16 protein-coding genes are annotated in these 23,738 nt (G+C 61.3%); 9 read left to right on the top strand and 7 right to left on the bottom strand.

All coding sequences use genetic code 11. The features are described 5' to 3' along the window. The first annotated feature begins 72 nt into the window (after positions 1 to 72). Positions 73 to 4,584: a hemagglutinin repeat-containing protein gene (locus ACA051_RS19925; protein ID WP_497371568.1), complete on the top strand. Its 4,512-nt coding sequence runs from the start codon at positions 73 to 75 to the stop codon at positions 4,582 to 4,584. 125 nt (positions 4,585 to 4,709) lie between these two features. Here ACA051_RS19925 and ACA051_RS19920 read toward each other — a convergent pair whose 3' ends face one another. Both ACA051_RS19920 and ACA051_RS19915 read right to left on the bottom strand, forming a co-directional pair. Further along, positions 4,710 to 5,891 carry an acetyl-CoA C-acyltransferase family protein gene (locus ACA051_RS19920; protein WP_497304144.1) on the bottom strand — a complete coding sequence of 394 codons (1,182 nt, stop codon included), beginning with the start codon at positions 5,889 to 5,891 and terminating at the stop codon, positions 4,710 to 4,712. Beyond that, positions 5,888 to 6,670, bottom strand: coding sequence for an enoyl-CoA hydratase (locus ACA051_RS19915; RefSeq protein WP_497371566.1), 783 nt, complete (start codon positions 6,668 to 6,670; stop codon positions 5,888 to 5,890). Before ACA051_RS19915 ends, ACA051_RS19920 begins: the two co-directional genes overlap by 4 nt. Before the next feature lie 217 nt (positions 6,671 to 6,887). Here ACA051_RS19915 and ACA051_RS19910 point away from each other — a divergent pair, with 217 nt between their 5' ends. From ACA051_RS19910 to ACA051_RS19880, 7 genes are all read left to right on the top strand, one after another. Beyond that, positions 6,888 to 7,991 (top strand): polyamine ABC transporter substrate-binding protein, encoded by a 1,104-nt coding sequence (locus tag ACA051_RS19910; protein ID WP_497371564.1) that lies wholly within the window; start codon positions 6,888 to 6,890, stop codon positions 7,989 to 7,991. A gap of 30 nt (positions 7,992 to 8,021) precedes the next feature. Continuing rightward, positions 8,022 to 9,440, top strand: coding sequence for an aminotransferase (locus ACA051_RS19905; RefSeq protein WP_497371562.1), 1,419 nt, complete (start codon positions 8,022 to 8,024; stop codon positions 9,438 to 9,440). Next, entirely contained in the window at positions 9,437 to 10,330 is an 894-nt protein-coding gene (locus tag ACA051_RS19900; RefSeq protein WP_497304136.1) for a helix-turn-helix transcriptional regulator, read from the top strand. Before ACA051_RS19905 ends, ACA051_RS19900 begins: the two co-directional genes overlap by 4 nt. Positions 10,331 to 10,459: 129 nt before the next feature. Beyond that, a complete protein-coding gene (locus ACA051_RS19895; RefSeq protein ID WP_497304134.1) occupies positions 10,460 to 11,212 on the top strand; it encodes a hypothetical protein in 753 nt (250 codons plus the stop codon). Positions 11,213 to 11,428: 216 nt separating this feature from the next. Then, entirely contained in the window at positions 11,429 to 11,929 is a 501-nt protein-coding gene (locus tag ACA051_RS19890) for a sigma-70 family RNA polymerase sigma factor (RefSeq protein WP_497371560.1), read from the top strand. Between the two features lie 40 nt (positions 11,930 to 11,969). Next, positions 11,970 to 12,944 carry a FecR family protein gene (locus ACA051_RS19885; protein ID WP_497304130.1) on the top strand — a complete coding sequence of 325 codons (975 nt, stop codon included), beginning with the start codon at positions 11,970 to 11,972 and terminating at the stop codon, positions 12,942 to 12,944. 97 nt (positions 12,945 to 13,041) lie between these two features. Next, a complete protein-coding gene (locus ACA051_RS19880; protein WP_497371558.1) occupies positions 13,042 to 15,465 on the top strand; it encodes a TonB-dependent siderophore receptor in 2,424 nt (807 codons plus the stop codon). 253 nt (positions 15,466 to 15,718) lie between these two features. On the opposite strand, the gene ACA051_RS19875 is transcribed toward ACA051_RS19880, so the two are convergent. Both ACA051_RS19875 and ACA051_RS19870 read right to left on the bottom strand, forming a co-directional pair. After that, entirely contained in the window at positions 15,719 to 16,870 is a 1,152-nt protein-coding gene (locus tag ACA051_RS19875; RefSeq protein ID WP_497304126.1) for an MFS transporter, read from the bottom strand. 98 nt (positions 16,871 to 16,968) lie between these two features. After that, entirely contained in the window at positions 16,969 to 18,555 is a 1,587-nt protein-coding gene (locus ACA051_RS19870) for a glucan 1,4-alpha-maltotetraohydrolase domain-containing protein (RefSeq protein ID WP_497304124.1), read from the bottom strand. Between the two features lie 366 nt (positions 18,556 to 18,921). On the opposite strand from ACA051_RS19870, the gene ACA051_RS19865 reads away from it, so the two are divergent. Further along, entirely contained in the window at positions 18,922 to 19,914 is a 993-nt protein-coding gene (locus ACA051_RS19865; RefSeq protein ID WP_497304122.1) for a diaminopimelate epimerase, read from the top strand. A gap of 111 nt (positions 19,915 to 20,025) precedes the next feature. On the opposite strand, the gene codA is transcribed toward ACA051_RS19865, so the two are convergent. The 3 genes from codA to ACA051_RS19850 form a co-directional block, all read right to left on the bottom strand. Further along, entirely contained in the window at positions 20,026 to 21,270 is a 1,245-nt protein-coding gene (codA, locus tag ACA051_RS19860; RefSeq protein WP_497304120.1) for a cytosine deaminase, read from the bottom strand. 13 nt (positions 21,271 to 21,283) lie between these two features. Next, complete coding sequence (codB, locus tag ACA051_RS19855; protein WP_497304118.1) at positions 21,284 to 22,555, bottom strand: cytosine permease; 1,272 nt, start codon at positions 22,553 to 22,555, stop codon at positions 21,284 to 21,286. Positions 22,556 to 22,804: 249 nt separating this feature from the next. After that, positions 22,805 to 23,638 carry an alpha/beta fold hydrolase gene (locus ACA051_RS19850; RefSeq protein ID WP_497371556.1) on the bottom strand — a complete coding sequence of 278 codons (834 nt, stop codon included), beginning with the start codon at positions 23,636 to 23,638 and terminating at the stop codon, positions 22,805 to 22,807. Between the last annotated feature and the right edge of the window lie 100 nt (positions 23,639 to 23,738).

Here is a 23,738-nt window from a genome sequence, read left to right as displayed (position 1 = left end):
GACCTGTGCGCGACAGCCTCGGCAATCATCCCAACGCGCAACGTGATGCCGCACTTTTATTGAGAGGTTCCTATGCCTGAACAAACATTTGCGTTCCATCTTTCCCCTCGGGGAAAACTGCGCTGGGCGATTGCCAGCCTGTTCCTGATTGCCCATTTGCCAAGCGCCCTCGCGGGTGGCGTGGTGGTCGCGCCGGGCCCCGGCGGCACCGCGCAACTGCAAACCCAGGGCGGCGTGCCGATCGTCAATATCGTCGCACCCAACGGCTCGGGTCTTTCGCATAACCAGTTCCTCGACTACAACGTCGATCGCCAGGGCCTGGTGTTGAACAACGCCTTGCAGTCCGGGCAGTCCCAGCTCGCCGGGCAACTGGCCGCCAACCCGCAGCTCCAGGGCCAGGCCGCGAGCGTGATCCTCAACGAAGTGGTCAGCCGCAACGCGTCGGCCATCAACGGTGCCCAGGAAATCTTCGGCCGCGCCGCCGATTATGTGTTGGCCAACCCCAACGGCATCTCGGTGAACGGCGGCAGTTTCATCAACACACCGAACGCCAATCTGGTGGTCGGCCGTCCCGAATTGAACGATGGCAAGCTGCAAGCCCTGAGCACCCGTGAGGCCACCGGGACGTTGCAGATTCAGGGCGCGGGCCTGCAAAACCGTGAGGGCTCGATCAACCTGATCGCCCCGCGCATCGACAGCCAGGGCAGCCTCAACGCTCGGGATCAGCTGAGCCTCACCGTCGGCCGCAATCAGGTGGATTACGCCTCGGGCCAGGTGAAAACCGTGGACCCGGCCGGCAACACCACCGATCAACGCATCGACGCCAGCCTGTTTGGCGCCATGCAGGCCGGGCGCATCAACATCGTCAGCACCGCTGAAGGTGCGGGTGTGAAGGTCGGGCCGGTGCAGGTCGCGGGCCGCGAGGGCGTGCAGATTCGCTCGGCAGGGGATTTGAGCATCAGCGGCCAAGCCGTTCCCGACAGCCTCGAAGTGGTTCGGGCAGGCGTGCGCAGCAGTCAGGGCGACGTCGGCTTGCACAGCGGCAAGGACCTGACCCTGGCCGCTGCGGACGTCAGTGGTCGCGACGTCAAACTCGGCGCCGGACGCAACCTGACCCTGACCACCGTCGAAAGCCGTCATCTCCAGGAGAAGCGCGAAAACTGGAACAACAGCACCATCGGCATCACTTGGGAAACCTACGACCGCACGCAGACCGACAGCGATTCACGCCAGCACGGCAGCCAGATTCTCGCCAGCCGAGACGCGCAATTGTCGTCCGCCGGTGACACCGAGCTGAAAGCGGCCAAGGTCGACGCGGCGAACAATCTGAGCGTGCAAGCCGGCGGCAATTTACGCCTGAGCGCCGCCACTGAAAGCCACACCCAAACCGATCAGGGCAACCATCGCAAACACTTGTGGAAAGCCGATTGGAACAGCAGCAGCGAAGAGCAGCGCAGCATCACCAGCCACTTGAAGGGCGGCAACATCGCCCTGCAGACCGCCGCGTTATTGCGTTCCGAAGGGGCTGGGTTGAGCAGCGCCGCTGACATCCACCTCGCGGGCAAACAGGTGGAAATCACCAGTGCCAGCCGCACTCAGCGCAGCAGCGATAACCGTTATTCGGGCGATCTGGTGGGCGGCGGTTTCTTCGGCAAGACCGGCGACGCCGATCAGGGCAAGACGCAGCACCAGGGCAGCAAAATCAACGCGGCCGGCAAGTTGATCGTCAAGGTGGACGACGTGCGCATCAGCGGTAGCCAGGTGCGCGGCGGCACCGAATCGAGTGTCATCAGCGACAAGGGTTCGCTGGTGATCGATGGCGTACAGGACACTTCTCACACCAACAGCCACGACAAGGACAGCAAGTTCTTCGGCATTACCAAGGACGAAACCCGGCAGAACGCCAAGGACAGCAGCACGGTGCGCAGCGAGCTGACCTCGGACAGCAACCTTATGCTCAAGAGCGCCAAGGACATTGAGGTGGCCGGTTCCACGGTCAAGGCGGGCGGCACCCTGAGCGCGGAGGCGGCAGGCGATGTGAAGGTGCACTCCACACAAAACACCCGCGAAAGCAGCACGACTACTGAGACACGCGGTTTCGATGCCTACGCCAAGGAAAACGGCCCCGATGCCGGCCAGTATCGTGCCGGTGTGCATTACGAAGACAAGCAGCAAACCGTGACCGGCAATGACATCAAGCAGCAGGGCTCAAGCCTCAGCGGCGGCACTGTGCAACTGGCGGCGGGCGGCGACCTGACGCTCAAAGGCGCCGAGGTCAACGCTACCCACGGCGACGCGACGCTGACCGGCAAGAACGTCTCGCTGCTGGCCGAGCATGACAGCCACAGCACCTCGACCGATAAAACCAGCACCAGCGGCGGCTTCTACTACACCGGCGGCCTCGACCGCGCCGGCAGTGGCATCGATTTCGCGCACACCACCTCGCAAGACACCACCGGCAAAACCACTGCGCAAACCACGGGGGTGCAGAGCAGCGGGAACCTGAACATCAACACCGGCAAACTCACCACCGAAGGCGCGCGTCTGGATGCCGGCAACGGTCTGAATGTCGTTGCGGTCGATGTCGACAACCGCGCTGCCAATAACACCGACAGCCGTACACATAAAGACAGCAACTGGTCGGCGGACATCGGCGCCAATGTCGAGTACAAGGACATCGCCCGGCCGATCGCCGGTGCGGTCAAGGACGTGCTGGCCGGCAAGGTGCCGGACAAGGATGCGCTGGCCAACCTCGGTCAACCCAACGTCGGCATCGACGTTGCGATCGGTCATCAGAACGCCAGCCACACCGAGCAAACCAGCACCGCCATGGTCAGCCAGTTCAAGGGCGGCAACCTGGACATGAACGTGGCCGGGACTTTGCAGGACCAAGGCACTCAGTACCAGGCGAGCGCAGGCAAAGTAAACATCAACGCCGAGACCTTGGTGGCAACCGCCGCGAGTAACACCCACAGCAGCGACGATCAGGCGCTGGACGCCAAGGCTGATGTGCGGGTCTACACCAAGACCGGTGAGGACGTGAACGTCGCCGGCAGCGGCGCGGGCGGCAGCAGCCAGGCACGCAAGGACACCTCCACCGCTGTAGTCGGCAGCTATGCCGGCAGCGAAGGGGTGACCATCAACCTGCGTCGCGATGGACAGTTTGAAGGCAGCCATTTCGATGGCGGGCAGGGCGGTGTTTCGATCAAGACCGGCGGTGAACTGGCGCTCAATCAGGCCACTGATCGCCAGAGCAGCGACACCTCCAGCCTGCGCGGCAACGGCTCGTTGAGCGTCGGCACTGCGCCGGGCACCAACGGCACTAATGTCGATCTGGGTGCCGGTTTCCAGCTTGATCACACGGGCAAACAGACTCAGGACAGCCAGGCTCAGGTGGCGAGTATTCAGGGCAAAGGTCCGGTGCTGTTGAGCAGCGGCGGCGATCAGATCCTGCAAGGGACGAAGGTCGACACGCTGGGCGGCATCGACCTGAAGGCTGCCGGCAAACTCGATCTGCAAGCGGCAACCGACACCCACACCGCGACCGGCAGCAACCTCGGCGGCGGCCTCAAGGTGGGCGGCAGCAAAACCAGCACGGAGAAAAGTGCGGGCCAGGGCGGCAACGTGAGCGGCAATTTCAACATCGGTCGGATCGATGAAACGACCCGGACTTTGACCGGTGGACAGCTCAACAGCCAGGGCAACATCGCCCTAAGCGGTGATGCGATCCACCTCCAAGGCACCCAGGTCAACGCCCCGAACGTCAGCCTCAATGCGCAGCGCGGCGGCATCCTCCAGGAGTCGGCCGAGTCCACACAGAACCGCACAAACTGGAATGTGGCACTGAATGCCGGCGGTAACCTGAGCAACAGCACACCGGTCGTCGCGGATGAAAAGAACGTCGCCACGAGTGATCACGGCTTCAATGCCGGGGCCAAGGTCGGCGTGGATTACCTGCAAGGCACCACCCAACAGAACAGCCAGATCAAGGCTGACAACGTGGTGTTGAACAGCGCGGGTGATACTCATCTGACGGGTGCGCGGATTGAGGCGACGACCGTCAGTGGCAAGGTCGGCGGTGACCTGAACGTGGAAAGTCGCCAGGACAGCCAGACCCGCTTCAAGCTTGATGTTGACCTCGGCCTGACAGGCAAGAAGGCTGCACCAGCGGACAAGGACACAATGGCCGAGAACACCAAACTGGGCGGGACCGACTACAAACCGACGCTGAAACTGGACGGCGGTTACGCGCACAAAGACAGCGTTGGCCAGGCTTCGGGTATCAGCGGCACCCAGGGTGTGAACCTGAACGTGGCCGGCGAATCGCAACTGACAGGCGCGCGAATTGCGGCCACTGAAGGCAGCGTTGATCTGGGGGGGGCCAAGGTCAGCACGGCGACCGTGAGCAACCGTGATTACGGGGTCAATGCCGGTCTGGATTTGCCTGAAAAGGCAGAAGGTGAAGCCAGAAAACCGGTCGTTTCAACCCCGGGTGAGCACAGCGTCAAACTCGGTCCTGTCACGCTTGGCGGTCATTACGACAGCCAATCGTTACAGGCCGGGATCGACGAAAAAAACATCTAAAACGCAAGACCCTGTGGGAGCGAGCCTGCTCGCGATAACGGCGGTACAGTCGAGAAAATTCTCGCCTGGTACACCGCATTCGTGAGCAGGCTCGCTCCCACATTCAATCACCGTCGTTCTGACACTCAAACTCGCTCAAAAATCGCCGCAATCCCCTGACCACCGCCAATGCACATGGTCACCAGCGCATAACGGCCGTTGATACGGTGCAGTTCGTGAATGGCTTTGGTGGCAATCATTGCGCCGGTCGCGCCCACTGGGTGACCGAGGGAAATGCCCGAGCCGTTCGGGTTGACTTTGGCCGGGTCGAGGTCCAGTTCCTGGCTGACGGCACAGGCCTGAGCGGCGAAGGCGATGTTGGCTTCGATCACGTCCAGGTCAGCCACGGTCAGGCCTGCGCGTTTGAGCGCCAGGCGCGTGGCGGGAATCGGGCCCAAGCCCATCAATTCCGGTTCTACGCCGGCGTGGGCATAGCTGACCAAGCGGGCGAGCGGGCGCAGATTGTTGACCTGAACCGCATTGCCGGTGGCCATGACCAGTGCCGCGGCGCCGTCGTTCAGGCCCGAGGCATTGCCCGCCGTCACCGAACCGTCTTTCTTGAACGCGGGCTTCATCTGCGCCAACTGTTCCAGGGAGGTGGAACGCGGGTGTTCGTCGATGCTGAACAGCGTCGTTTCTTTGCGGCCACGGATTTCGACGGCGGCGATCTGCTCACTGAAGTAGCCATTGGCGATGGCGAACGCGGCGCGTTTTTGATCTTCCAGAGCCAGGGCGTCCTGCATGTCACGGGTGATGCCGTTGCGCGCGGCGACGTTCTCGGCGGTGATGCCCATGTGGATGCCATGGAACGGGTCATGCAGGATGCCCAGCATGTAGTCGATGGCCTGGACGTTGCCCATGCGCGCGCCCCAACGGGCAGAGGGCATCAGGTACGGGCCGCGGCTCATGGACTCGGCACCGGCGCCGATGGCAATCTCGGCGTCGCCCAGCAGCAAGGTCTGGGCTGCGCTGATAATGGCTTGCAGGCCGGAACCGCAGAGGCGGTTGACGTTGTAGGCAGGCGTTTCCTTGGGGATGCCGGCGTTCATCGCGGCGACCCGGGAAATGTACGCGTCGCGGGTTTCGGTCGGGATCACGTTGCCCATCACCAGATGGCCGATCTGCGCCGGGTCCACGCCGGAGCGCTCCAGGGCGGCCTTGACGGCCGTGGTCGCCAGATCGGCCAGCGGAACCTCTTTGAGCGAGCCACCAAAGGTGCCGATGGCGGTGCGTGCGGCGCTGACAACAAATACGTCTGGGGTGTTCATGATGGCTTTCCTGTGGATGGGTTCTTTTCAGTGCTGCGATTAACCAGTGCGTTCAACGCTGACTGCGCTTCAGGGGTGGTCAGGCGCTTGATGAACAGCACGTTCTCTTGGCGAATGGTGGCCTGCAGTTCCGGCATCGATGTCTGCTTGAGCAGTTGCCGGGTCTGATGCAGGGCTTCCTGGGGGAGCGCCAGCAATCGACGAGCCATGTGCTCGGCCGCCGCCAGGCACTGTGGCCCGTCGTCGAACAGTTCGTTGGCCAATCCACACGTGACGGCGGCGGCACCGTCCAGGCTGTCGCCCCACAGCAGCAAGCGCGCCGCCCGGGCGTGACCGAGCAGGCGCGGCAGCAGCAGGCTTGCGCCGAACTCCGGGCACAGGCCCAGGTTCACGAACGGCATGCGCAACCGTGCATTGCGCGTGACCATCACCTGATCGCAATGCAGCAGCAGGGTGGTGCCGATCCCGATGGCCGCTCCGCACACCGCCGCGATCAACGGTTTTTGCAGGTGGATGACCACGCGCATCAGGCGAAACGCCGGGCTGTCCAGATCGGTCGGCGGATGCTGGAGAAAATCCGCCAGGTCGTTGCCGCTGGTAAAGCACGTGTCGCCACCGGTGACAATGATCACGCCGATTTCAGCGTCTTCATCAGCGGCCAGCAACAGGTCGGCCAACTGCGTGTACATGCTGTTATTCAGCGCGTTGAGCTTGTCGGGGCGGTCAAAGGTGAGCGTCAGGACACCTTCGTTTCGTTCTTGTTTGATCAGGTCGTTCATGTACGTGCCCTGGGTGATCGCTATGAGCGGCACTCTAAGCGCGGGACCGGCACTGGATCTATGACAAAACCAGTCAACGAAACTGCTGCTTTTTGCCATGTATGGCCATCGAAAGGCTCACACACCCATTCGGGGTATGGTGCCGTTAGCTGAATCGCTCAATAGTGGATTCATCCGCTCATCCAGATCGGAACTCGCTTGATAAGGTGAATTTGCTATGCGCAAGGCCTTCTTGGTGATGCTTGGTGCGTTACTTGTGCCGCTGTCGGCAGGCGTCCACGGCGCCGAAGTGGACGATAGCCATACGCTGCGGCTGTATAACTGGGCGGATTACATCGGCGAAAAAACCATTGCCGACTTTCAGAAAGCCACCGGCATCCGGGTGATCTACGACACCTTTGATGCCTATGAAACGGTTCAGGCCAAGTTGCTCACCGGCCACTCCGGTTATGACCTGGTGGTGTTGAACGCCTCCCTCGCGCCACCGCTGATCAAAGCCAAAGTATTCCAGCCGCTCGATAAAAAGTTGCTGCCGGGCTGGGCCAACCTGGACCCGAAAGTCCTGCAGGACTTGCAGGGGTTCGATGCCAGCACGCTGTACTCGGCGCCCTATACCTGGGGCAGCAATGGCATCACCTACAACGTCGACAAAATCAAGGAACGCATGCCGGACGCGCCGATTGGCTCGCTGGCAATGATCTTCGACCCGAAAATCGTCTCGCGCTTCGCCGATTGTGGCGTGACCCTGGTCGATGCGCCGACTGAAGTCATTCCACTGGCCCTGAAGTACCTGGGGCGCGACCCGAGAAGCGCCACGCCCGAGGACCTCAAAGCCGCCCAGGATCTGCTGCTGTCGGTCAGGCCGTACATCCGCAAGTTCGACTCGGTCAACTACCTGACCAGCCTGCCCAATGGCGATGTGTGCATGGCGATGACCTGGTCCGGCGACTACGCGACCGCCATGGCCCGTGCCGAAGAAGCCAAATTGAAGATCAAACTGGCCTATTTCATTCCCAAGGAAGGTTCGCTGATCTGGTTCGACAACCTGTACATCCCCGCCGATGCACCCCACGTGGCCAACGCCCACAAGTTTCTCGATTACTTGATGCAGCCACAAGTCATGGCCGACGTGACGGACTTCATTCACTACGCCAACAGCAACGCGGCGGCCACGCCACTGGTGCACGCCGATGTGCGCAACAACCCGGCGATTTATCCCGATGACGAAACCCGCCAGCGGCTGTTTCCGCAGAAAACCCAGGATGCGAAAGAAATGCGTGCCATGACCCGCGTCTGGAGCACGGTGAAGAGCGGGATTTGATCGTTTACCCCTTTGGTTTGAGGTTTGTGTATGGCTACTCCAACTCAGAAAGTGCTGTCGAGCGTCGATAACGCTCATTTGGTCAAAGCCGATAAAGCGCACTACATGCACGGCTATCACATGTTCGACGAACACGCCGAACAGGGCGCGCTGAACATCGTTGCCGGTGACGGCGCCTACATCTACGACACCCAGGGCAACCGTTTTCTCGATGCGGTGGGCGGCATGTGGTGTACGAATATCGGTCTGGGCCGTGAAGAAATGGCACTGGCGATTGCCGACCAGGTCCGTCAACTGGCGTATTCGAACCCGTTTTCCGACATGTCCAACAACGTCGCCATCCAGTTGTGCGAGAAACTCGCCAGCCTCGCCCCCGGCGACCTCGATCACGTGTTCCTGACCACCGGCGGCTCTACCGCCGTGGACACCGCGTACCGGCTGATTCAGTACTATCAGAACTGCCGTGGCAAACCGGAGAAGAAGCACGTCATCGCCCGTTTCAATGCGTATCACGGCTCCACCACCCTGACCATGTCGATCGGTAACAAAGCCGCCGACCGCGTGCCGGAATTCGATTACGCCAACGACAAGATTCACCACGTCTCCAACCCCAATCCTTACCGGGCGCCGGACGGCATGGACGAGGCGCAGTTTCTCGAGTTTCTGATCAAGGAGTTCGAAGACAAGATCCTGTCCATCGGCGCGGACAAGGTGGCGGGCTTTTTTGCCGAGCCGATCATGGGCTCCGGCGGCGTGATCATTCCGCCCAAGGGCTACTTGAAGCGCATGTGGGAAGTCTGCCAGCGCTACGACATTCTGTTTGTCGCCGACGAGGTGGTGACGTCGTTCGGGCGTCTGGGCAAGTTCTTCGCCTCGTATGATGTGTTCGATGTTCAGCCGGACATCATCACCACGGCCAAGGGGCTGACGTCGGCCTATCTGCCGCTGGGCGCGTGCATTTTTTCCGAGCGCATCTGGAAGGTTATCGCCGAGCCCGGCAAAGGCCGTTGCTTCACCCACGGTTTCACCTATAGCGGCCATCCGGTCTGCTGCACGGCGGCGTTGAAAAACATTGAAATCATCGAACGGGAAAACCTGCTGGAACATGTCGACGTGGTCGGCGCCTATCTGGAACAGCGCCTCGCCACACTCAGCGACTTGCCGTTGGTGGGCGATGTGCGCTGCCAGAAGTTCATGGCCTGCGTGGAATTCGTGGCCGATAAACGCACCAAGGCGTTGTTTGCCGACGAGATCAACATTGGCGAGATGATTCACTCCCGGGCGCAGGCCCGAGGGCTGCTGGTACGGCCAATCATGCACCTCAATGTCATGTCGCCGCCGCTGATCCTGTCGTGCGCCCAGGTGGATGAAATCGTCGAGACCCTGCGGGTGTGCATTCTTGAGGTGGCGGGCGAACTTGAGCAGAACGGCCTGTATTTCGGCCAATGAGGTCGGCGAATCTGCGGTTACCCGGGGCCGGTTCACCCGCTAGACTGCGGGGCATGAGCAAACCCAACGATGACACATTGATCGCCATGTCCTTCGGCGCCTTGCGTAAATGGCACGGCGACCTGGGCCAGGCCTTCGCCCATATCGATGAGCCCGATGCGCTGAGCTTCCTGGCGTCGGCCTTCGGGCATCTGGTGTCCATCGAATCGGTGATGATCAGCCTGGAACACAAGGACCGCCCGCCACAATTGTTGTATCAGCGCGGCATTCCGGAAAAATACCGGGAGTCGATCATCGACCGCTATTTTTCCGGGGGCTACCTGCTCGACCCGTTTTGCCTGGCAGTGGAGCAGGGGCTGGCCGAAGGGTTTTATCACCTGGAGGACATTGCCCCGGACAACTTCTTCGACAGTGAGTACTACAAGACTTACTACTTGAAGGCCGGGAGTTCGGAAGACAGTTTTTACATTGTCGATACCGGCCATGACACCCAGGTGTCGGTGAGCCTGTTTCAAGGCTTCGGCGGGGAAAGTCTGCGGCTTGAACAGCTGAACCTGCTGCGGGCGGTTGAGCCGCTGGTGCGCGAATTCATCAGCGAGTTCGGACGCCGAGGCTTGCAGCTCAGCGCCGTCAACGAGGGTGTGCGTGATGATCTCAAGCAACGCGTGCAGTCCGCCTTCGAGCAGTTCGGCTGCGACTTGTTGACCGAGCGCGAGCGGGAGGTGGCGCACATGGTGCTGCGGGGGCACTCCGTGAAGTCCACGGCCAGCCAGATGAGCATCTCGCCGGAGACGGTGCGCATGCACCGCAAGAATCTTTATCTGAAGTTGGAGATCGGTTCACAGTCGGAGTTGTTTGCACTGTTTATCGAGTGGTTGCGCAAGCACTGATCCGCGATCTACAGCCATCCCACATCCCTGTGGGAATTCTGGACAGCCTAATGGCTACTTAGTAGCATTCGCCGGATACGGATCTTCCGCCCAGTACGTCGACCGACGTGGGTCTACCAAGGAATCGAAATGCACACCTTCACCCATGGCGATAAAACCGTTGCGTTCACTGTTTTGAGCGGTGAAGTGGTGGGCAGCGAGAAGTTAAGTGAGACCCGTGTGACCTCCACTGGCGGCGTTCATCTGAACGGTAACGACAGTCAAGTGACGCCTGTGCGCATCAGTTCTGTTTCAATCATCAATCATGAGTTCTGGGTCAAAACCCCGGACGGCGTCGAGCACGATGTAAAGCTTCGCGGCGTGGACATTCCTTTGCGCATGGGCCAGGAAATCTCGTTGATCAGTGCCTTGAAAAAAGATGGTTCGCCCCTGCACACCATTCTGCAGAACCACACGGCGTCCAAGCGTTGGGTGCTGCGTGATGCGAACGTACTGAATACCGAGCTGGAATTGTCGCCCTTCAACTGGAAGACAGTGCTGATCGTGTCTGGATTGTGCGTCGCCGGTCTTGCTACCGCCGGGCTGGGGCTACTGGCGGGTGCGGGCTATCTTTGCTACGCGTGCTATCAGGGCTCCCAGCGCAAGAAGCTGCTGATTAGCGATTTGAACGCCTACATCGAGAAGCTGGAGAATCTGGCCGGTATTCGCGGTCGGACGCAAAGCCCTGCCCAGTCAGAGCAACCTGTCCAGGAAGAAATCGATGCCCAGGAAGAAGTCGATGTTCAGGAAGAAAAGGCTGTCCAGGCTCGCGTCGATGCCCAGGCCGAAAGCCCTGCGCTGACCCGCGACAGCGTACGTAAAGCGCTATCACGCAATCTCTGAAACGGCGAAGGCCTTGCGCCTTCCCCGCTTTTCCCAAGTAGCCAAACACAATCCCCTGTGGGAGCGGCAGTGCGGCGATCCGACTTGCCCGCGATAGCAGTGTGTCAGGCGACATCATTCCAGGCTGACTAACGGCAACCCCTCCCACGTAGAATCCATTGCTTCCCATTAATAGGAAGCATTACTATTTACGCCCCCTCTCCACAGCACACCGCAATGACCCCCAAGTTGCCCCGCAGACACGGCTTTTTCGAGCATTACGAAGAGTTGGTTGGCACCTGGACCCGTCGCCTGAGAAATCGTCAGCAGGCCGAGGACCTGGCGCACGACACCTTTGTGCGGGTGCTTGAGTCCGATTCGTCGGCGGTGGAGCAACCTCGGGCGTATTTGCACCAGACCGCGCGCAACATCGCGGTGGATGGTTATCGGCGTGAGGACCGGCGGGGCGCCGTGGAGTCGGAGGCGGTTGATCACAGTGGGTCGTCGTCCGGTGACCCGGAGCATGTCATGCAGGCGATCCAGTTGGCTGATTCCATCGAACGGGCGCTCACCGAGCTGCCGGTCAACTGCCGAAAAGTCTTTGTCTGGCAGAAGATCGAAGGCCTGACCCAGGCGGAAATCGCCGAACGCCTGGGTCTGTCCAAGAACATGGTGGAAAAGTATATGATCCGCACCTTGCGGCATCTGCGCGACCGCCTCGATGGACTGCACCCATGATAGGCCGCGCTTTCTCATCCCCAGCCAAACAGGAACTTCCATGACGGATACTCGTGATTGTGCGTGCGGGCAAACAACGGTTCGCGACGACGCGGTGCGGTGGTTTGTGCGTTTGCAGGAACCGGCCGTGGACGTCGAAGAGTACCGGCGTTTCGAAGCCTGGCTGGCTGAACACCCTCAGCATCGCGACGAATTCCAAGTGTTGCAGGGCCTGTGGACGGCCGCCGATCTGCTGCCTGCCAAGCGCCTGCAAGCCCTGTGCGAAACGCCGCCGGCACGTCGCAAACGTCAGCCGCTGGTGCGTTATGCGGTGGCGGCCAGTGGGCTGGCCGTGGCGCTCGGGTTGGGGTTGTTCAGCGGTTTGAATCACCCGGCGACGTACACCGCCGACTATTCCACGGCCTTGGGTGAGCGCCGTCATGTGGCGTTGCCCGATGGATCGGTGATCGATCTGAACAGCCGCAGTCGCGTTCTGGTGCGTTATGAAAAGGACCGTCGCGGCATCGAGCTGACCGAAGGCGAAGCCTTGTTCAGCGTCGAGCACGACATCAACCGACCCTTCGTGGTCGAGGCGGGCAGCGGCAAGGTGACGGTCACCGGCACGCGTTTCGATGTGCGCCGCGATCTCACCGAAACCCGGGTGGCGGTGGAGCAGGGCACGGTCAAGGTTCAGGGCCAGGGGCCTGATGTCATCAGCCTCACCGCCGGCCTCGGCACTCGCGTCGATGCCAAAGGCGTGGTTGCCGCCGCTTATGCGGTCAATCCGGCAGAACTGATCGCTTGGCGCAGCGGCAAACTGGTGTTCAACAACGCCAGCCTCAGCGAGGTCGCCGCAGAAGTCTCGCGCTACCGCGAGAAGCCACTGACGGTCGGCAACGACAAAGTGGGCAACCTGCGCCTGACCAGCGTATTCAAATCCGACAATACCGACGCGCTGCTCAAGGCCTTGCCGAGCATTCTGCCGGTGGCCGTGCGGACCCTCGATGACGGCAGTCAGGAAATAATTTCAAAATAGATTCAGGTTTTTTTTGAGTTCTTCGTCTTCTTGTCCAACTGCAACTGGTTTGCATTAACAGCCGCACACTCTTGCGATCTACAGGACAATGTTCGACGTGAAGAAAACCACCGCTAAAAACAACAATTCACCTTGGCTGCGGCTCGCGCTCGCCTTGGCCGTCAGTGCCGCGCTTCCCCAGGCATTCGCCGCCGACGGCATTCATATTCCCGCGCAACCGTTGGGCCAGGCCTTGAGTGAGCTGGGTCAGCAAACGTCGCTGCAGGTTTTCTTCAGTCCTGAGCTGGTGGCCGGCAAACAGGCGCCCGCCGTCGACGGTGACCTCTCGCCGGAACAGGCCTTGCGCCAATTGCTGCAAGGCAGTGGCCTGCAATACCAGATCGATCAAGGCTCGGTGACCCTGACGCCGGCGCCGACTTCCGCTGGGGCTGGCCCGATCGAACTGGGCGTGACCGACATCAAAGTGGTCGGCGACTGGCTCGGTGATGCCGACGCTGCGGTGGTGCAGAACCATCCCGGCGCACGTACCGTGATCCGCCGCGAAGCGATGGTCGAGCAGGGCGCCATGAACGTCGGCGACGTGTTGAAGCGCGTGCCCGGCGTGCAAGTGCAGGACGCCAACGGCACCGGCGGCAGCGACATTTCCCTGAACGTTGGCGTGCGCGGCCTGACCTCGCGCCTGTCGCCACGCTCCACGGTGCTGATCGACGGTATACCGGCAGCCTTCGCGCCCTACGGCCAGCCGCAACTGTCCATGGCGCCGATTTCCTCCGGCAACCTCGACAGCATCGACGTGGTGCGCGGCGCCGGTTCCGTGCGTTATGGACCGCAGAACGTCGGTGGCGTGATCAACTTCGTGACGCGCGCGATCCCGGAAAAAGCCACCGGTGAAATCGGCACCACCCTGGAAACGTCCCAGCACGGCGGCTGGAAGCACATCGACACCGCATTCCTCGGCGGCACTGCAGACAATGGAATCGGCATGGCGCTGTTGTATTCCGGCGTGAACGGCAACGGTTACCGCGAGCGCAACAACGGCAATGACATCGACGACGTGATGCTCAAGACGCACTGGGCGCCGACCGATGTCGACGATTTCAGTCTCAATTTTCACTACTACGACGCCAGCGCCGACATGCCCGGCGGCTTGACCCAGGCGCAGTACGATGCCACTCCGTTTCAGTCCGACCGCAATAACGACAACTTCAGCGGGCGCCGCAAGGATGTCTCGTTCAAGTGGACGCGGCAGCTCGACGACCGCACCCAGGCCGAAGTGCTGACTTACTACACCGACAGCTTCCGTGGCAGCAACATCGCCGCTCGCGACCAGAGAACCCTGGGCTCGTTCCCGCGCACGTATTACACCTTCGGCATCGAACCGCGGGTGTCCCGTGTGTTTGACGTGGGCCCGACCACCCAGGAAGTCAGTGTCGGTTATCGCTACCTCAAGGAAGGCATGCACGAGCAGGCGAGCCGCCTGGCGCTGGTCAACAACGAGCCGGTGATTCGTCCCGGTTCGGACGGGCATGTGTACCAGGATCGTACCGGCGGCACTGAAGCCAACTCGGTGTACGTCGACAACAAGATCGACGTCGGCAACTGGACCATCACGCCCGGCATTCGCTTCGAACACATCAGCACCGACTGGCACGACCGCGCTGTGCTCGACACCGCCGGCAGACGTGTACCGGAGAAGAACCGCAGCATCGAAAGCAACGAGCCGCTGCCGGCCCTGAGCGTGATGTATCACGTCTCGGAAGAGTGGAAGCTGTTCGCCAACTACGAAACCTCGTTTGGCAGCCTGCAGTATTTCCAGCTGGGTCAGGGGGGCTCGGGGGATGAACCCGCCAATGGCCTGGAACCGGAAAAGGCCAAGACCTATGAGGTCGGCACGCGCTACAACAATGAGGTGTGGGGCGGCGAGTTGACGGCGTTCTACATCGACTTCGATAAAGAGTTGCAATACATCAGCAACGACGCGGGCTGGACCAACCTCGGGGCGACCACGCACCAGGGCATCGAGGCATCGGTGCACTACAACATGGCGGCACTCGATCCACGGCTCGACGGCCTGACTGCCAACGCCGGGTTCACCTACACCCGCGCCGTGTATGAAGGTGAAATCCCAGGCTTCAAGGGCCGTGACCTGCCGTTCTATTCGCGCCAGGTGGCGACAGCCGGCTTGCGTTACGACATCAACCGCTGGACCTACAACCTCGACGCGTTTGCCCAGTCCAAGCAGCGCTCACCGGGCGTTGCGGTAAACGCCGACGGCAGCTTCACCAACAACTACATCACCGAAGGCTCCGCCGATGGTCAGTACGGCGACATTCCGGGTTACGTGACCTGGAACGTGCGCGGTGGGTATGACTTCGGCGCGCAGTTGTCGAACCTGAAGCTCGGGGCCGGGGTGAAGAACATCTTCGACAAGCAGTACTTCACCCGTTCCAGCGACAACAACTCGGGGATGTACGTCGGTGCGCCGCGCACGTTCTTTGTGCAGGCCAGCGTGGGGTTCTGATAGACCGGGGTGACTCCATCGCGAGCAGGCTCGCTCCCACATTTGATCTCAGTCGTACGCAAATACTGTGTCCACTGAAGATCCCCACTGTGGGAGCGGGCTTGCTCGCGAAGACGGCTTCACAGCCGACAATGCGGTTGCCTGACACACCGCTTTCGCGAGCAAGCCCGCTCCCACATTGATTCGCTGGCGTACACAGAATTGGCGTTCACCGAAAACCCCTGTGGGAGCCAGCCTGCTGGCGATAGCTTTATCAGACTTTCAAGACTTTCCCGCCAATGGCCACCGCCACCAGCAACACCGCCATCAACCCGAAGGCAAAACTCAAGCTGCTGCCATGGGCGATAAAGCCGATCAACGCCGGGCCTGCGAGAATGCCCGCGTAGCCCAGGGTGGTAATGGCCGGCACCGCAATGTGCTCAGGCATGACCGTCTGTTTACCGACGGCGGTGTACAGCACCGGCACGATGTTCGAGCAACCCGCACCGAGCAGCGCATAACCCACCAATGCCGCTTCCCAGGCCGGCGCAAACGTCGCCAGCGTCAGGCCCGCCGCTGCCATCAGTCCACCGAACACCATGACCCGGGTCGCGCCCAGGCGCCGGACAATCCGGTCTCCGGTCAGTCGGCCGGCGGTCATGGTCAGCGCAAACGCCGCGTAACCCAGCCCCGCATAGGCCGTATCGATCCCGCGTTCCTGCACCAGGAACACCGCACTCCAGTCGAGCGCCGCGCCTTCGGCCAGGAACACGATGAAACACATGCCGCCGATAAACAGCACGATGCCGTGGGGCACGGCAAACGCCGGGCCCGAGCTTTCGCTGCCGTAAGGCAACAGGTGCGGCGCGGCTTTGAGCAAGGCCAGCACCAGAACCACGATCACCACCGCCATCGCCCCCAGCGGCGACAGACCCAAGCCGAGCAGGGCGCTGACACCCGCCGCGCCGACAATCCCGCCGAGGCTGAACATCCCGTGAAACCCCGACATCATGTTCTTGCCGCTGGCGCGTTCGACGATCACCGCTTGCAGGTTCACCGTCGAATCCACCGTCCCCAGGCCCGCGCCGAACATGAACAGCGTGGCGATCAAGGCCGGCACCGACGACACCGTCGCCAGTAACGGCAACGCCGCGCAGATCAATAACGTTCCCCCGGTCGCCACCCGACGGCAGCCGAAACGCGTGGAGAGCAGGCCAGCCATCGGCATCGCCAGAATCGAGCCCACGCCCAGGCACAACAGCAACAGCCCGAGCGTCCCTTCGTCGAGCCCGGCCCTCGCCTTGGCATACGGCACCAGTGGCGCCCACGCGGCAATGCCGAGGCCGGCAATGAAAAAGGCGATGCGGGTGGACATCTGCTCCAGGCGTCCGGGAATGACGGGGGCAGGCGTGTTGAGGGCAGTCATGAAAAATCCTTGGTGTTGCAGGTTGCTGACAAAATGCAGGGCAACATCCTTGCATATCAGACAGCGTCCCGCGACCTTGAAGGTTGCTCACGGCCAATCTAAAACGTGCCTCGTGTCTCGCTCTCGGTGCCGCTGGTGAAGCTGACGTTGGGTCCCTGCTGCCAACGCACGGCGTCCGACAAGTCGTTATTGCGCTCGATGCATTTCCACTGGATGTCTTGATTCGCCGGCACATCAATCGAACCGTTCCATTGGTTCTGCGCAGGCAGGTGGGTCAATGCCACGGCATGACGTGGATTCCAGGCCCCCAGTTCCAGCGACGAGCCCACGGCATAAACAGTTTTGCCGCGCTGGGACGTGGCGTAGTCGCAAGTGAAGCGGACGCTGACAGGCAGGTGTTCGGCGGCAATGCTCCAAATGCGGATTTTGCCGTCATCCCAGGTCAGCACGGGATCGCTCAGCCCTGGGGGAAGCTTTGTCAGGTCCGAATCCAGGGCAATGACCAGGCTTTTTCGGGCGCCCGTCGTGGTTGCCACCAACCCGGAATATTGAGGTTGAAAGCTGATCGGTGAGTCGGCCTTGATCCCGGCCTCCTTGCGGAATTTGATCAGTTGGCGGATGAGATTGCCGCGTTGCCAGTCGTACATGTCTGGCCAGTACACGGCGGGTGTGCCGGGGCTGCTGAGGATGTAGGCATAGGCCTGATTACGCCGTTCTTCGGGTAATGGCCAGCGATGTTGGCCCTCGTAGCGTCCCGGCGAATAGCCGGTGTCATGGTTGTCGACGAAGGTGATGGCTATCTTGCGCCAGTTCGGATCGGGATTGCCGTTGAGCCCATGCCGCCATTCGGCGATCGAGCCGTTTTGCATGCGTTCCTTGAGGGCGAAGTCGAAGACGGTGCAGCGGGACCGGTCGGACCAGTCCTTGAGTGCGTCTTGCCAACTGGCCTTGCTGCGCCAGTCATCGGCAGGGTATTCACCGGGGCCTTTCCACAGTTCACCGACACAAAACTGTTGATCACCGAAGGTGCGCATCCAGCGATCAACGTTCTCCGGTGCATAACCTCTGACGAAGTCGAAGCGCAAGCCTTGGGCGCCGTAATCGTTGCGCAGAGTGATGAATTCGGCGTTGAAGGTTTCGAACACACGCGGGTTGTCGGTATTAAGATCGGCTTTGCCATCAAGGAAGGCGTCGCCTTTATCGCAGGAGGGGCAATCGTGACGCCATTCGTTGCGGCCCCGGAGGAACAGCGGTTCGAGGTTATTAATGTCAGACATATGGTTAGGCACGACGTCGTAGACGACCTTTACGCCTGCATCATTGAGGGCCTTGGCGGCCTGCTTGAGTTGCTCATCGGTGCCGTACTGGCTGTTTTTTTCGAAGGAGTGCCAGAAGTAACCTTCGCCTCCGCCGGAAGTGCCGTTGCTGCTGTTCTCCCAACTTGAAGTATCCAGCCAGAGCGGCGGCATCCAGATGGCAGTGAACCCGTCCTGTCTGATCTGACCCGCCATACGCGTCAGCACCGCATACCACTTCTCCGGAGCGTTGCGACTGGAGTTCCAGTGAAAGCCTTGCAGCAGGATGTCTTCTCCTGAGTCATTGCGAACGGCGACTTTTTGATCGGCGATGACCACTCCGCCGAGTACCAGAGCAACGAGCAGGGACAGCAGGGAAGTCCGTTTCATGACCTTCCTCCGAACGTGAATCCAGAGCTTCACTCTGGCCCGCGCGCGAGGGCTTGTCTGCTGTCATAACTGACAGGTTTGGCAGACTTGTTCGCAATAAGCGGCGATGGATTTATAACTGAGTGACTGGAGGAACGGCCTGCTCGTGCTCGCACAACGCCCGAATTAGCGGGTCGCGTGTCTGCATAAGCTCGAAAAGACCCCGGGCACGTAGCGCCGGCAACGCCTGGCGAATGTCTTGCGTCGCGGCAGTGCGCTCATTGCGATGTTCCGGCGAACGTTTGGCGTGACGCCGGGGCGGTGTTTCATCGCAAGACGTTGACGCCTACAGTACAGGCTCTTTTCAGGCTGACTCAGGACCGATCCATGACGCCGTTCTACGATGCTCGAGGCAATATCTACGCGGTTGTGTCACCCGGCGAGGTGCGCGGTCGCGGTATCGATTTGCCGGACCAGGCCAGCGACGCTGCGCAGATCCGCGAGCACTGGGCATCGGCCGCCATCGAGGCGTTCTGTAGTTGGGCGCCCGGTTCGCAGCCAACGGGCAGCAAAGACCATCGCTGCGACGGTCTGCTGGTCGGGCCGTTCCAGTCGTCGCCGCCCTTTGATCTGTTGATCGTCAATACCGACGGCACCTTGGCCGAGCGCAGTGGCAATGGGCTGACGATTTTTTCGCAAGCGCTCAGCGAGCAAGGATTGATGCCCAAGGAGCAGGGGTGCCTGCTGCGGGTTCATCACGACAAGCGCGATGCGGTTTCGCCGGTGGAAACCACCGTGGAAGCCGCCGAAGTCGACGGTGTACAAGGGTTCTGGCTGGATTTGGGCAAACCGTCGTTCGGGCCGCTCGCGGTGGGCGCGTTCGAGGTTGATCGCGTGACGCTGAACGAGCGCGAAGTCAGCCATGTGCGGCCGTTGTCAGCGCTTGATCCTGCCTGGAACCGCAGCCAGTTTGTGCGTATCGGCAATCCCCATTGCGTGACGCTGCAGACGAACGCCGACGCGTTGCCAAGCAATGAGCAGATGCGGGAATCGCCCTTGGCACAAGGCTTGATGCGTATCGCCTATGCCGCGCCAGCCGGGGCAGGGCAGCCGTGTCCGGCGGGGGTGAATTTGCAATGGGCGATGCTTGAGTCCGAGGGGCGCTTGGTGGCACGGGTGTTTGAGCGTGGGGAAGGGCCAACGGCGTCGTCAGGCACCAGCGCCAGTGCGGTAGCGTGCGCGGCGTGGCGGGTGGGTTGGGTGGCGGCGGGTGAGGTGAAAGTCGTCATGCCGGGCGGCACGGCGCCAATTTTGTTGGAGGAATGGGAGGGGGAATTGAGTCGGGTCAGGCTGTTCGGCACGGCTCGGTTGATGGGTTGATTGTGAGATAGCTATCGCGAGCAGGCTCACTCCCACAGGGGTTTTGTGATCGCCTCGCCCCCCTGTGGGAGCGAGCCTGCTCGCGATGAGGTCTGCCCAGTCAGCGAAAATTCAGAGCGTGTCCGCCCATTCCACCACCGGCATCGTCCGCTTCATCAACACCTTGCCATCGCGCACCGAATACAGCGGCAACCCCTGGCTGCGAATCACCTCGTAGTCGCTGTCCGCCGACAGAATCAGCAAATTCGCCGGCCGTCCGGCCTCCAGTCCATAACGGTCCCCAAGGTTCATGGCCTTGGCGCTGTTATCGGTGACGAGGTCCAGCGCACTTTGCAGGTTGCGATACCCCAGCATGTGGCAGATATGCAGCCCCGCTTCCAGCACCCGCAGTATGTTGCCGTTACCCAGCGGATACCACGGGTCAACAATCGAATCCTGGCCGAAGCACACGTTCATCCCCGCTTCCAGCAACTCATTGACCCGGGTCACGCCGCGGCGTTTCGGGAAAGTGTCGAAGCGCCCTTGCAGGTGGATGCTTTCGGTGGGGCAGGAGACAAAACTGATCCCCGAATGCCCGAGCAGGCGGAAGAGTTTGGCGCAGTAGGCGTTGTCATAAGAACCCATCGCTGTGGTATGGCTGGCGGTCACCCGCGAACCCATGCCGCGGCTGCGGGCTTCTTCGGCCAGCACTTCCAGAAAGCGCGAATGCGGGTCGTCGGTTTCGTCGCAATGCACGTCCACCAGACAGCCAGTGCGCTCGGCCAGGTCCATCAGAAACTTCACTGAGCTGACGCCCTGATCGCGGGTGTATTCGAAATGTGGAATGCCCCCGACCACATCGGCGCCCATGCGGATCGCTTCTTCCATCAACTCGCGTCCATTGCGGTAGGACTCGATGCCTTCTTGCGGGAACGCGACGATTTGCAGGTCGATCAGGTGACGGCTTTCCTCACGCACTTCGAGCATCGCCTTGAGCGCGGTCAGTTGCGGGTCGGTGACGTCGACGTGGGTGCGCACATGCTGGATGCCGTGGGCGGCGAGGGTCTGGATGGTTTTCTTGGCGCGGGTCTTGGTGTCTTCCTCGGTGATGGTCACCTTGCGTTCGCCCCAGCACTCGATGCCCTCGAACAGCGTGCCGCTCATGTTCCAGCGTGGCTCGCCGGCGGTGAGGGTCGCGTCGAGGTGAATGTGCGGCTCGACGAAGGGCGGCACCACCAGGTTGCCGCCGGCGTCGAGGTCGTCGGGGCCCAGGGTCGGGGCTTCGGTCTGACGGGCGATGGTGCGGATCAGGCCGTTTTCCAGGTGCAACTCATGCAGGCCTTCTTGGTTGCGCAGGCGGGCGTTGATGATGTGCATCAGGCGAATCCTTTTATAGATCTTGTAAGGGAGCTTCAGCGGCACGGGCACCCAGTACGCTGGTCAATAGCACATACGTTAGCGCGGCAGCGGCAATCCCTACCAGTGGCGCGATCCAGGGCGAGCTGAACGCGGCGACAGTGCCGACGGCATAGGCGGTCAAACCGGGCCAGTTGAACGCCGGCAATCGAGCATCGGCCAGACGAGGATATTGACCACGATAGCGGAAGAAGAAATCCGCCATGATCACGCCGCCTATCGGCGGAATCACCGTGCCCAGCAGGATCAGATAAGGCACCAGCAGATCGTACATCCCCAGCAGCGCGAGCAAAGTACCGATCACTGCGCCTGCCAGGGTCACGGTTTTGCGACGATCGGTGCGCAGCAGGTTGCAGCCGGCGACGGAGAAGTTGTAGATGGTGTTGTCCTGGGTGCTCCAGATGTTGAGCAGCAACATGGCCATTGCGGCCATGGCGAAACCTTGCAACAGCAGCACTTCGACCACGTCCGGTTGCTGGTAGACGATGGCCCCGTAGGCGCCGATCAACACCATCAGGCCGTTGCCGATAAAGAAGCCGATCAGGCTCGCCAGCACCGCGACCCGGGCGGAACGGGAGAAGCGCGTCCAGTTGGTCGCCTGGGTGGCGCCGCTGACGAAGGTGCCGAAGACCAGGGTAATCGCGGTCGACCAGTCCAGCGTTCCTGTCGGGACCACCGCGAGCAGCCCATCGAGCCCGCCGACCTTTACCGTGGCGACCCACATCGACAGCATCAGCAGCAACATCATGGCCGGCACCGCGATGTACGACAGAATCTCCAGCCCGCGATAACCGACATACGCGGTCGCGCAGAACACCAGGCCGAACAGCACCATCAGGCCCAGAACGGTGCCCTCGTTCAGTTCGAAATACTTGCCCAGCACCACGGCGGCCGTGGCCGTGCCCCAGGCATACCAGCCGATCTGGGTGAAGCCGAGGATCAAGTCGCTGAGCTTGCTGCCGACCTCGCCGAAGCAAAAACGCCCCATCAGCACCGAATTGAGACCGCTCTTGAAGGCGATGTAACCCAGGCCTGCGGCGTAGATTCCCAAGAGCAGATTGCCGACGATAATCACCGCCATCATCTCGCCAAAACCGAACGCCACGCCGAGCTTGCCGCCGGCGAACATGGTGGCCGTGAAAAAGGTGAACCCCAGCAGCACCATGGCCGTGGAGGCGAGGCCCTTGCGGGCATGCATCGGCACTTCGCTGAGGGGGTAATCGTTGCCCGGATCTTTTTGCGTCATGTGGCGTTCCTTGCTGAATGGGTGACGCGGGAGGGTTGCAGTGGTCGTGCCAAAGGGGGGATGGCTTCGTTAGGTATAGTCGAGCGGCGGGATTGACGCGGGGGAGGGCACAAAAGCGGTGCACCCGACAGAACACAGAACCCATGTGGGAGCGAGCCTGCTCGCGATTGCGGTGTATCAGTCGACATCTACATTGCCTGACACACCGCAATCGCGAGCAGGCTCACTCCCACAGGGGATTCGGTTTCTTCAGGGGGATTGGATTAAGGGCAGGAACCGCAGTAAAGCCGCGACGATGGCCTCGGGCGCATCTTCCTGCACCAGATGTCCGGCATTCGGGACGGGATGAAACTGCGAGCCGGCGATCATCTGATGCAGCGCCCGTCCGCGCTCGATGGGAATCCACTGATCCTCCTCGCCCCACAGAATTTGCACCGGGCAACGCACCGTCGGGTACAGCCCTTCGGCCTCGCGGGTGTAACGCTCATCCATCTGCGCAATCTGCCGATAGAACGCCGCTTGCCCAGGATCGCCCAGCCACGGCTGCACATACGGATCGAGCTCTTCATCGGGGATGTCGCGCTTGATCGCCCCGCGAATATAGGCCGGCACAATGGCCCGCTGAATGTAATCGGGCAGTCCGCTGAACGCCGCTTCATGTTGGCGCACATGCTGCACGAACGGCGAACCCCAGGGCGTCAGCGCCACCGGATCAATCAATGTCAGGCTGCGGTAATCCTTGCCGTTCAGCAGGTGCGCGCGTAGCGCAGTGGCGCCGCCGAAGTCGTGAGCCACCGCGTCCGGCCGCGCCAGGCCCCAGTGATCGAGCAAGCTCGCCAACAGATCGTTCTGCACCCCAAGCGAAACGTCGCCGGTGATTATCTCCGATTGCCCATAACCCAGCAGGTCGAAGTAATACACCCGGTGGGTGGCGATGAAGTGCGGAGCGATGCGGTGCCACACGTAAGACGAGAAGGGCGTGCCGTGCACAAACACCAGCGGCGGGCCGTCGCCACGCACGGCGTAACGAACGGAGTGCCCGTTGAAACGATAGGTCTGAGCCAGCGGCCAGTCAGTCCTCATGGGGGTGTCCTCTTGGCGTGTTCGAGCCAAAAAGCATAGGCATAAAAAAACAGCCAATGAAGGCTGTTTTTTGTATCACTGACGAAACGCATTGCCCCTT

This window comes from Pseudomonas sp. LBUM1669 (assembly GCF_059695705.1).
The sequence above is the reverse complement of the archived record's forward strand: the minus strand, read 5'-3'. Positions and strand labels throughout refer to the sequence as shown.

Bases quoted from the DNA above. Each gene is read 5' to 3' on its own strand.
- ACA051_RS19925 (WP_497371568.1), top strand. From the start codon at position 73: ATGCCTGAACAAACATTTGCGTTCCATCTTTCCCCTCGGGGAAAACTG.
- ACA051_RS19920 (WP_497304144.1), bottom strand. From the start codon at position 5,891: ATGAACACCCCAGACGTATTTGTTGTCAGCGCCGCACGCACCGCCATC.
- ACA051_RS19915 (WP_497371566.1), bottom strand. From the start codon at position 6,670: ATGAACGACCTGATCAAACAAGAACGAAACGAAGGTGTCCTGACGCTC.
- ACA051_RS19910 (WP_497371564.1), top strand. From the start codon at position 6,888: ATGCGCAAGGCCTTCTTGGTGATGCTTGGTGCGTTACTTGTGCCGCTG.
- ACA051_RS19905 (WP_497371562.1), top strand. From the start codon at position 8,022: ATGGCTACTCCAACTCAGAAAGTGCTGTCGAGCGTCGATAACGCTCAT.
- ACA051_RS19900 (WP_497304136.1), top strand. From the start codon at position 9,437: ATGAGGTCGGCGAATCTGCGGTTACCCGGGGCCGGTTCACCCGCTAGA.
- ACA051_RS19895 (WP_497304134.1), top strand. From the start codon at position 10,460: ATGCACACCTTCACCCATGGCGATAAAACCGTTGCGTTCACTGTTTTG.
- ACA051_RS19890 (WP_497371560.1), top strand. From the start codon at position 11,429: ATGACCCCCAAGTTGCCCCGCAGACACGGCTTTTTCGAGCATTACGAA.
- ACA051_RS19885 (WP_497304130.1), top strand. From the start codon at position 11,970: ATGACGGATACTCGTGATTGTGCGTGCGGGCAAACAACGGTTCGCGAC.
- ACA051_RS19875 (WP_497304126.1), bottom strand. From the start codon at position 16,870: ATGACTGCCCTCAACACGCCTGCCCCCGTCATTCCCGGACGCCTGGAG.
- ACA051_RS19870 (WP_497304124.1), bottom strand. From the start codon at position 18,555: ATGAAACGGACTTCCCTGCTGTCCCTGCTCGTTGCTCTGGTACTCGGC.
- ACA051_RS19865 (WP_497304122.1), top strand. From the start codon at position 18,922: ATGACGCCGTTCTACGATGCTCGAGGCAATATCTACGCGGTTGTGTCA.
- codA (WP_497304120.1), bottom strand. From the start codon at position 21,270: ATGCACATCATCAACGCCCGCCTGCGCAACCAAGAAGGCCTGCATGAG.
- codB (WP_497304118.1), bottom strand. From the start codon at position 22,555: ATGACGCAAAAAGATCCGGGCAACGATTACCCCCTCAGCGAAGTGCCG.
- ACA051_RS19850 (WP_497371556.1), bottom strand. From the start codon at position 23,638: ATGAGGACTGACTGGCCGCTGGCTCAGACCTATCGTTTCAACGGGCAC.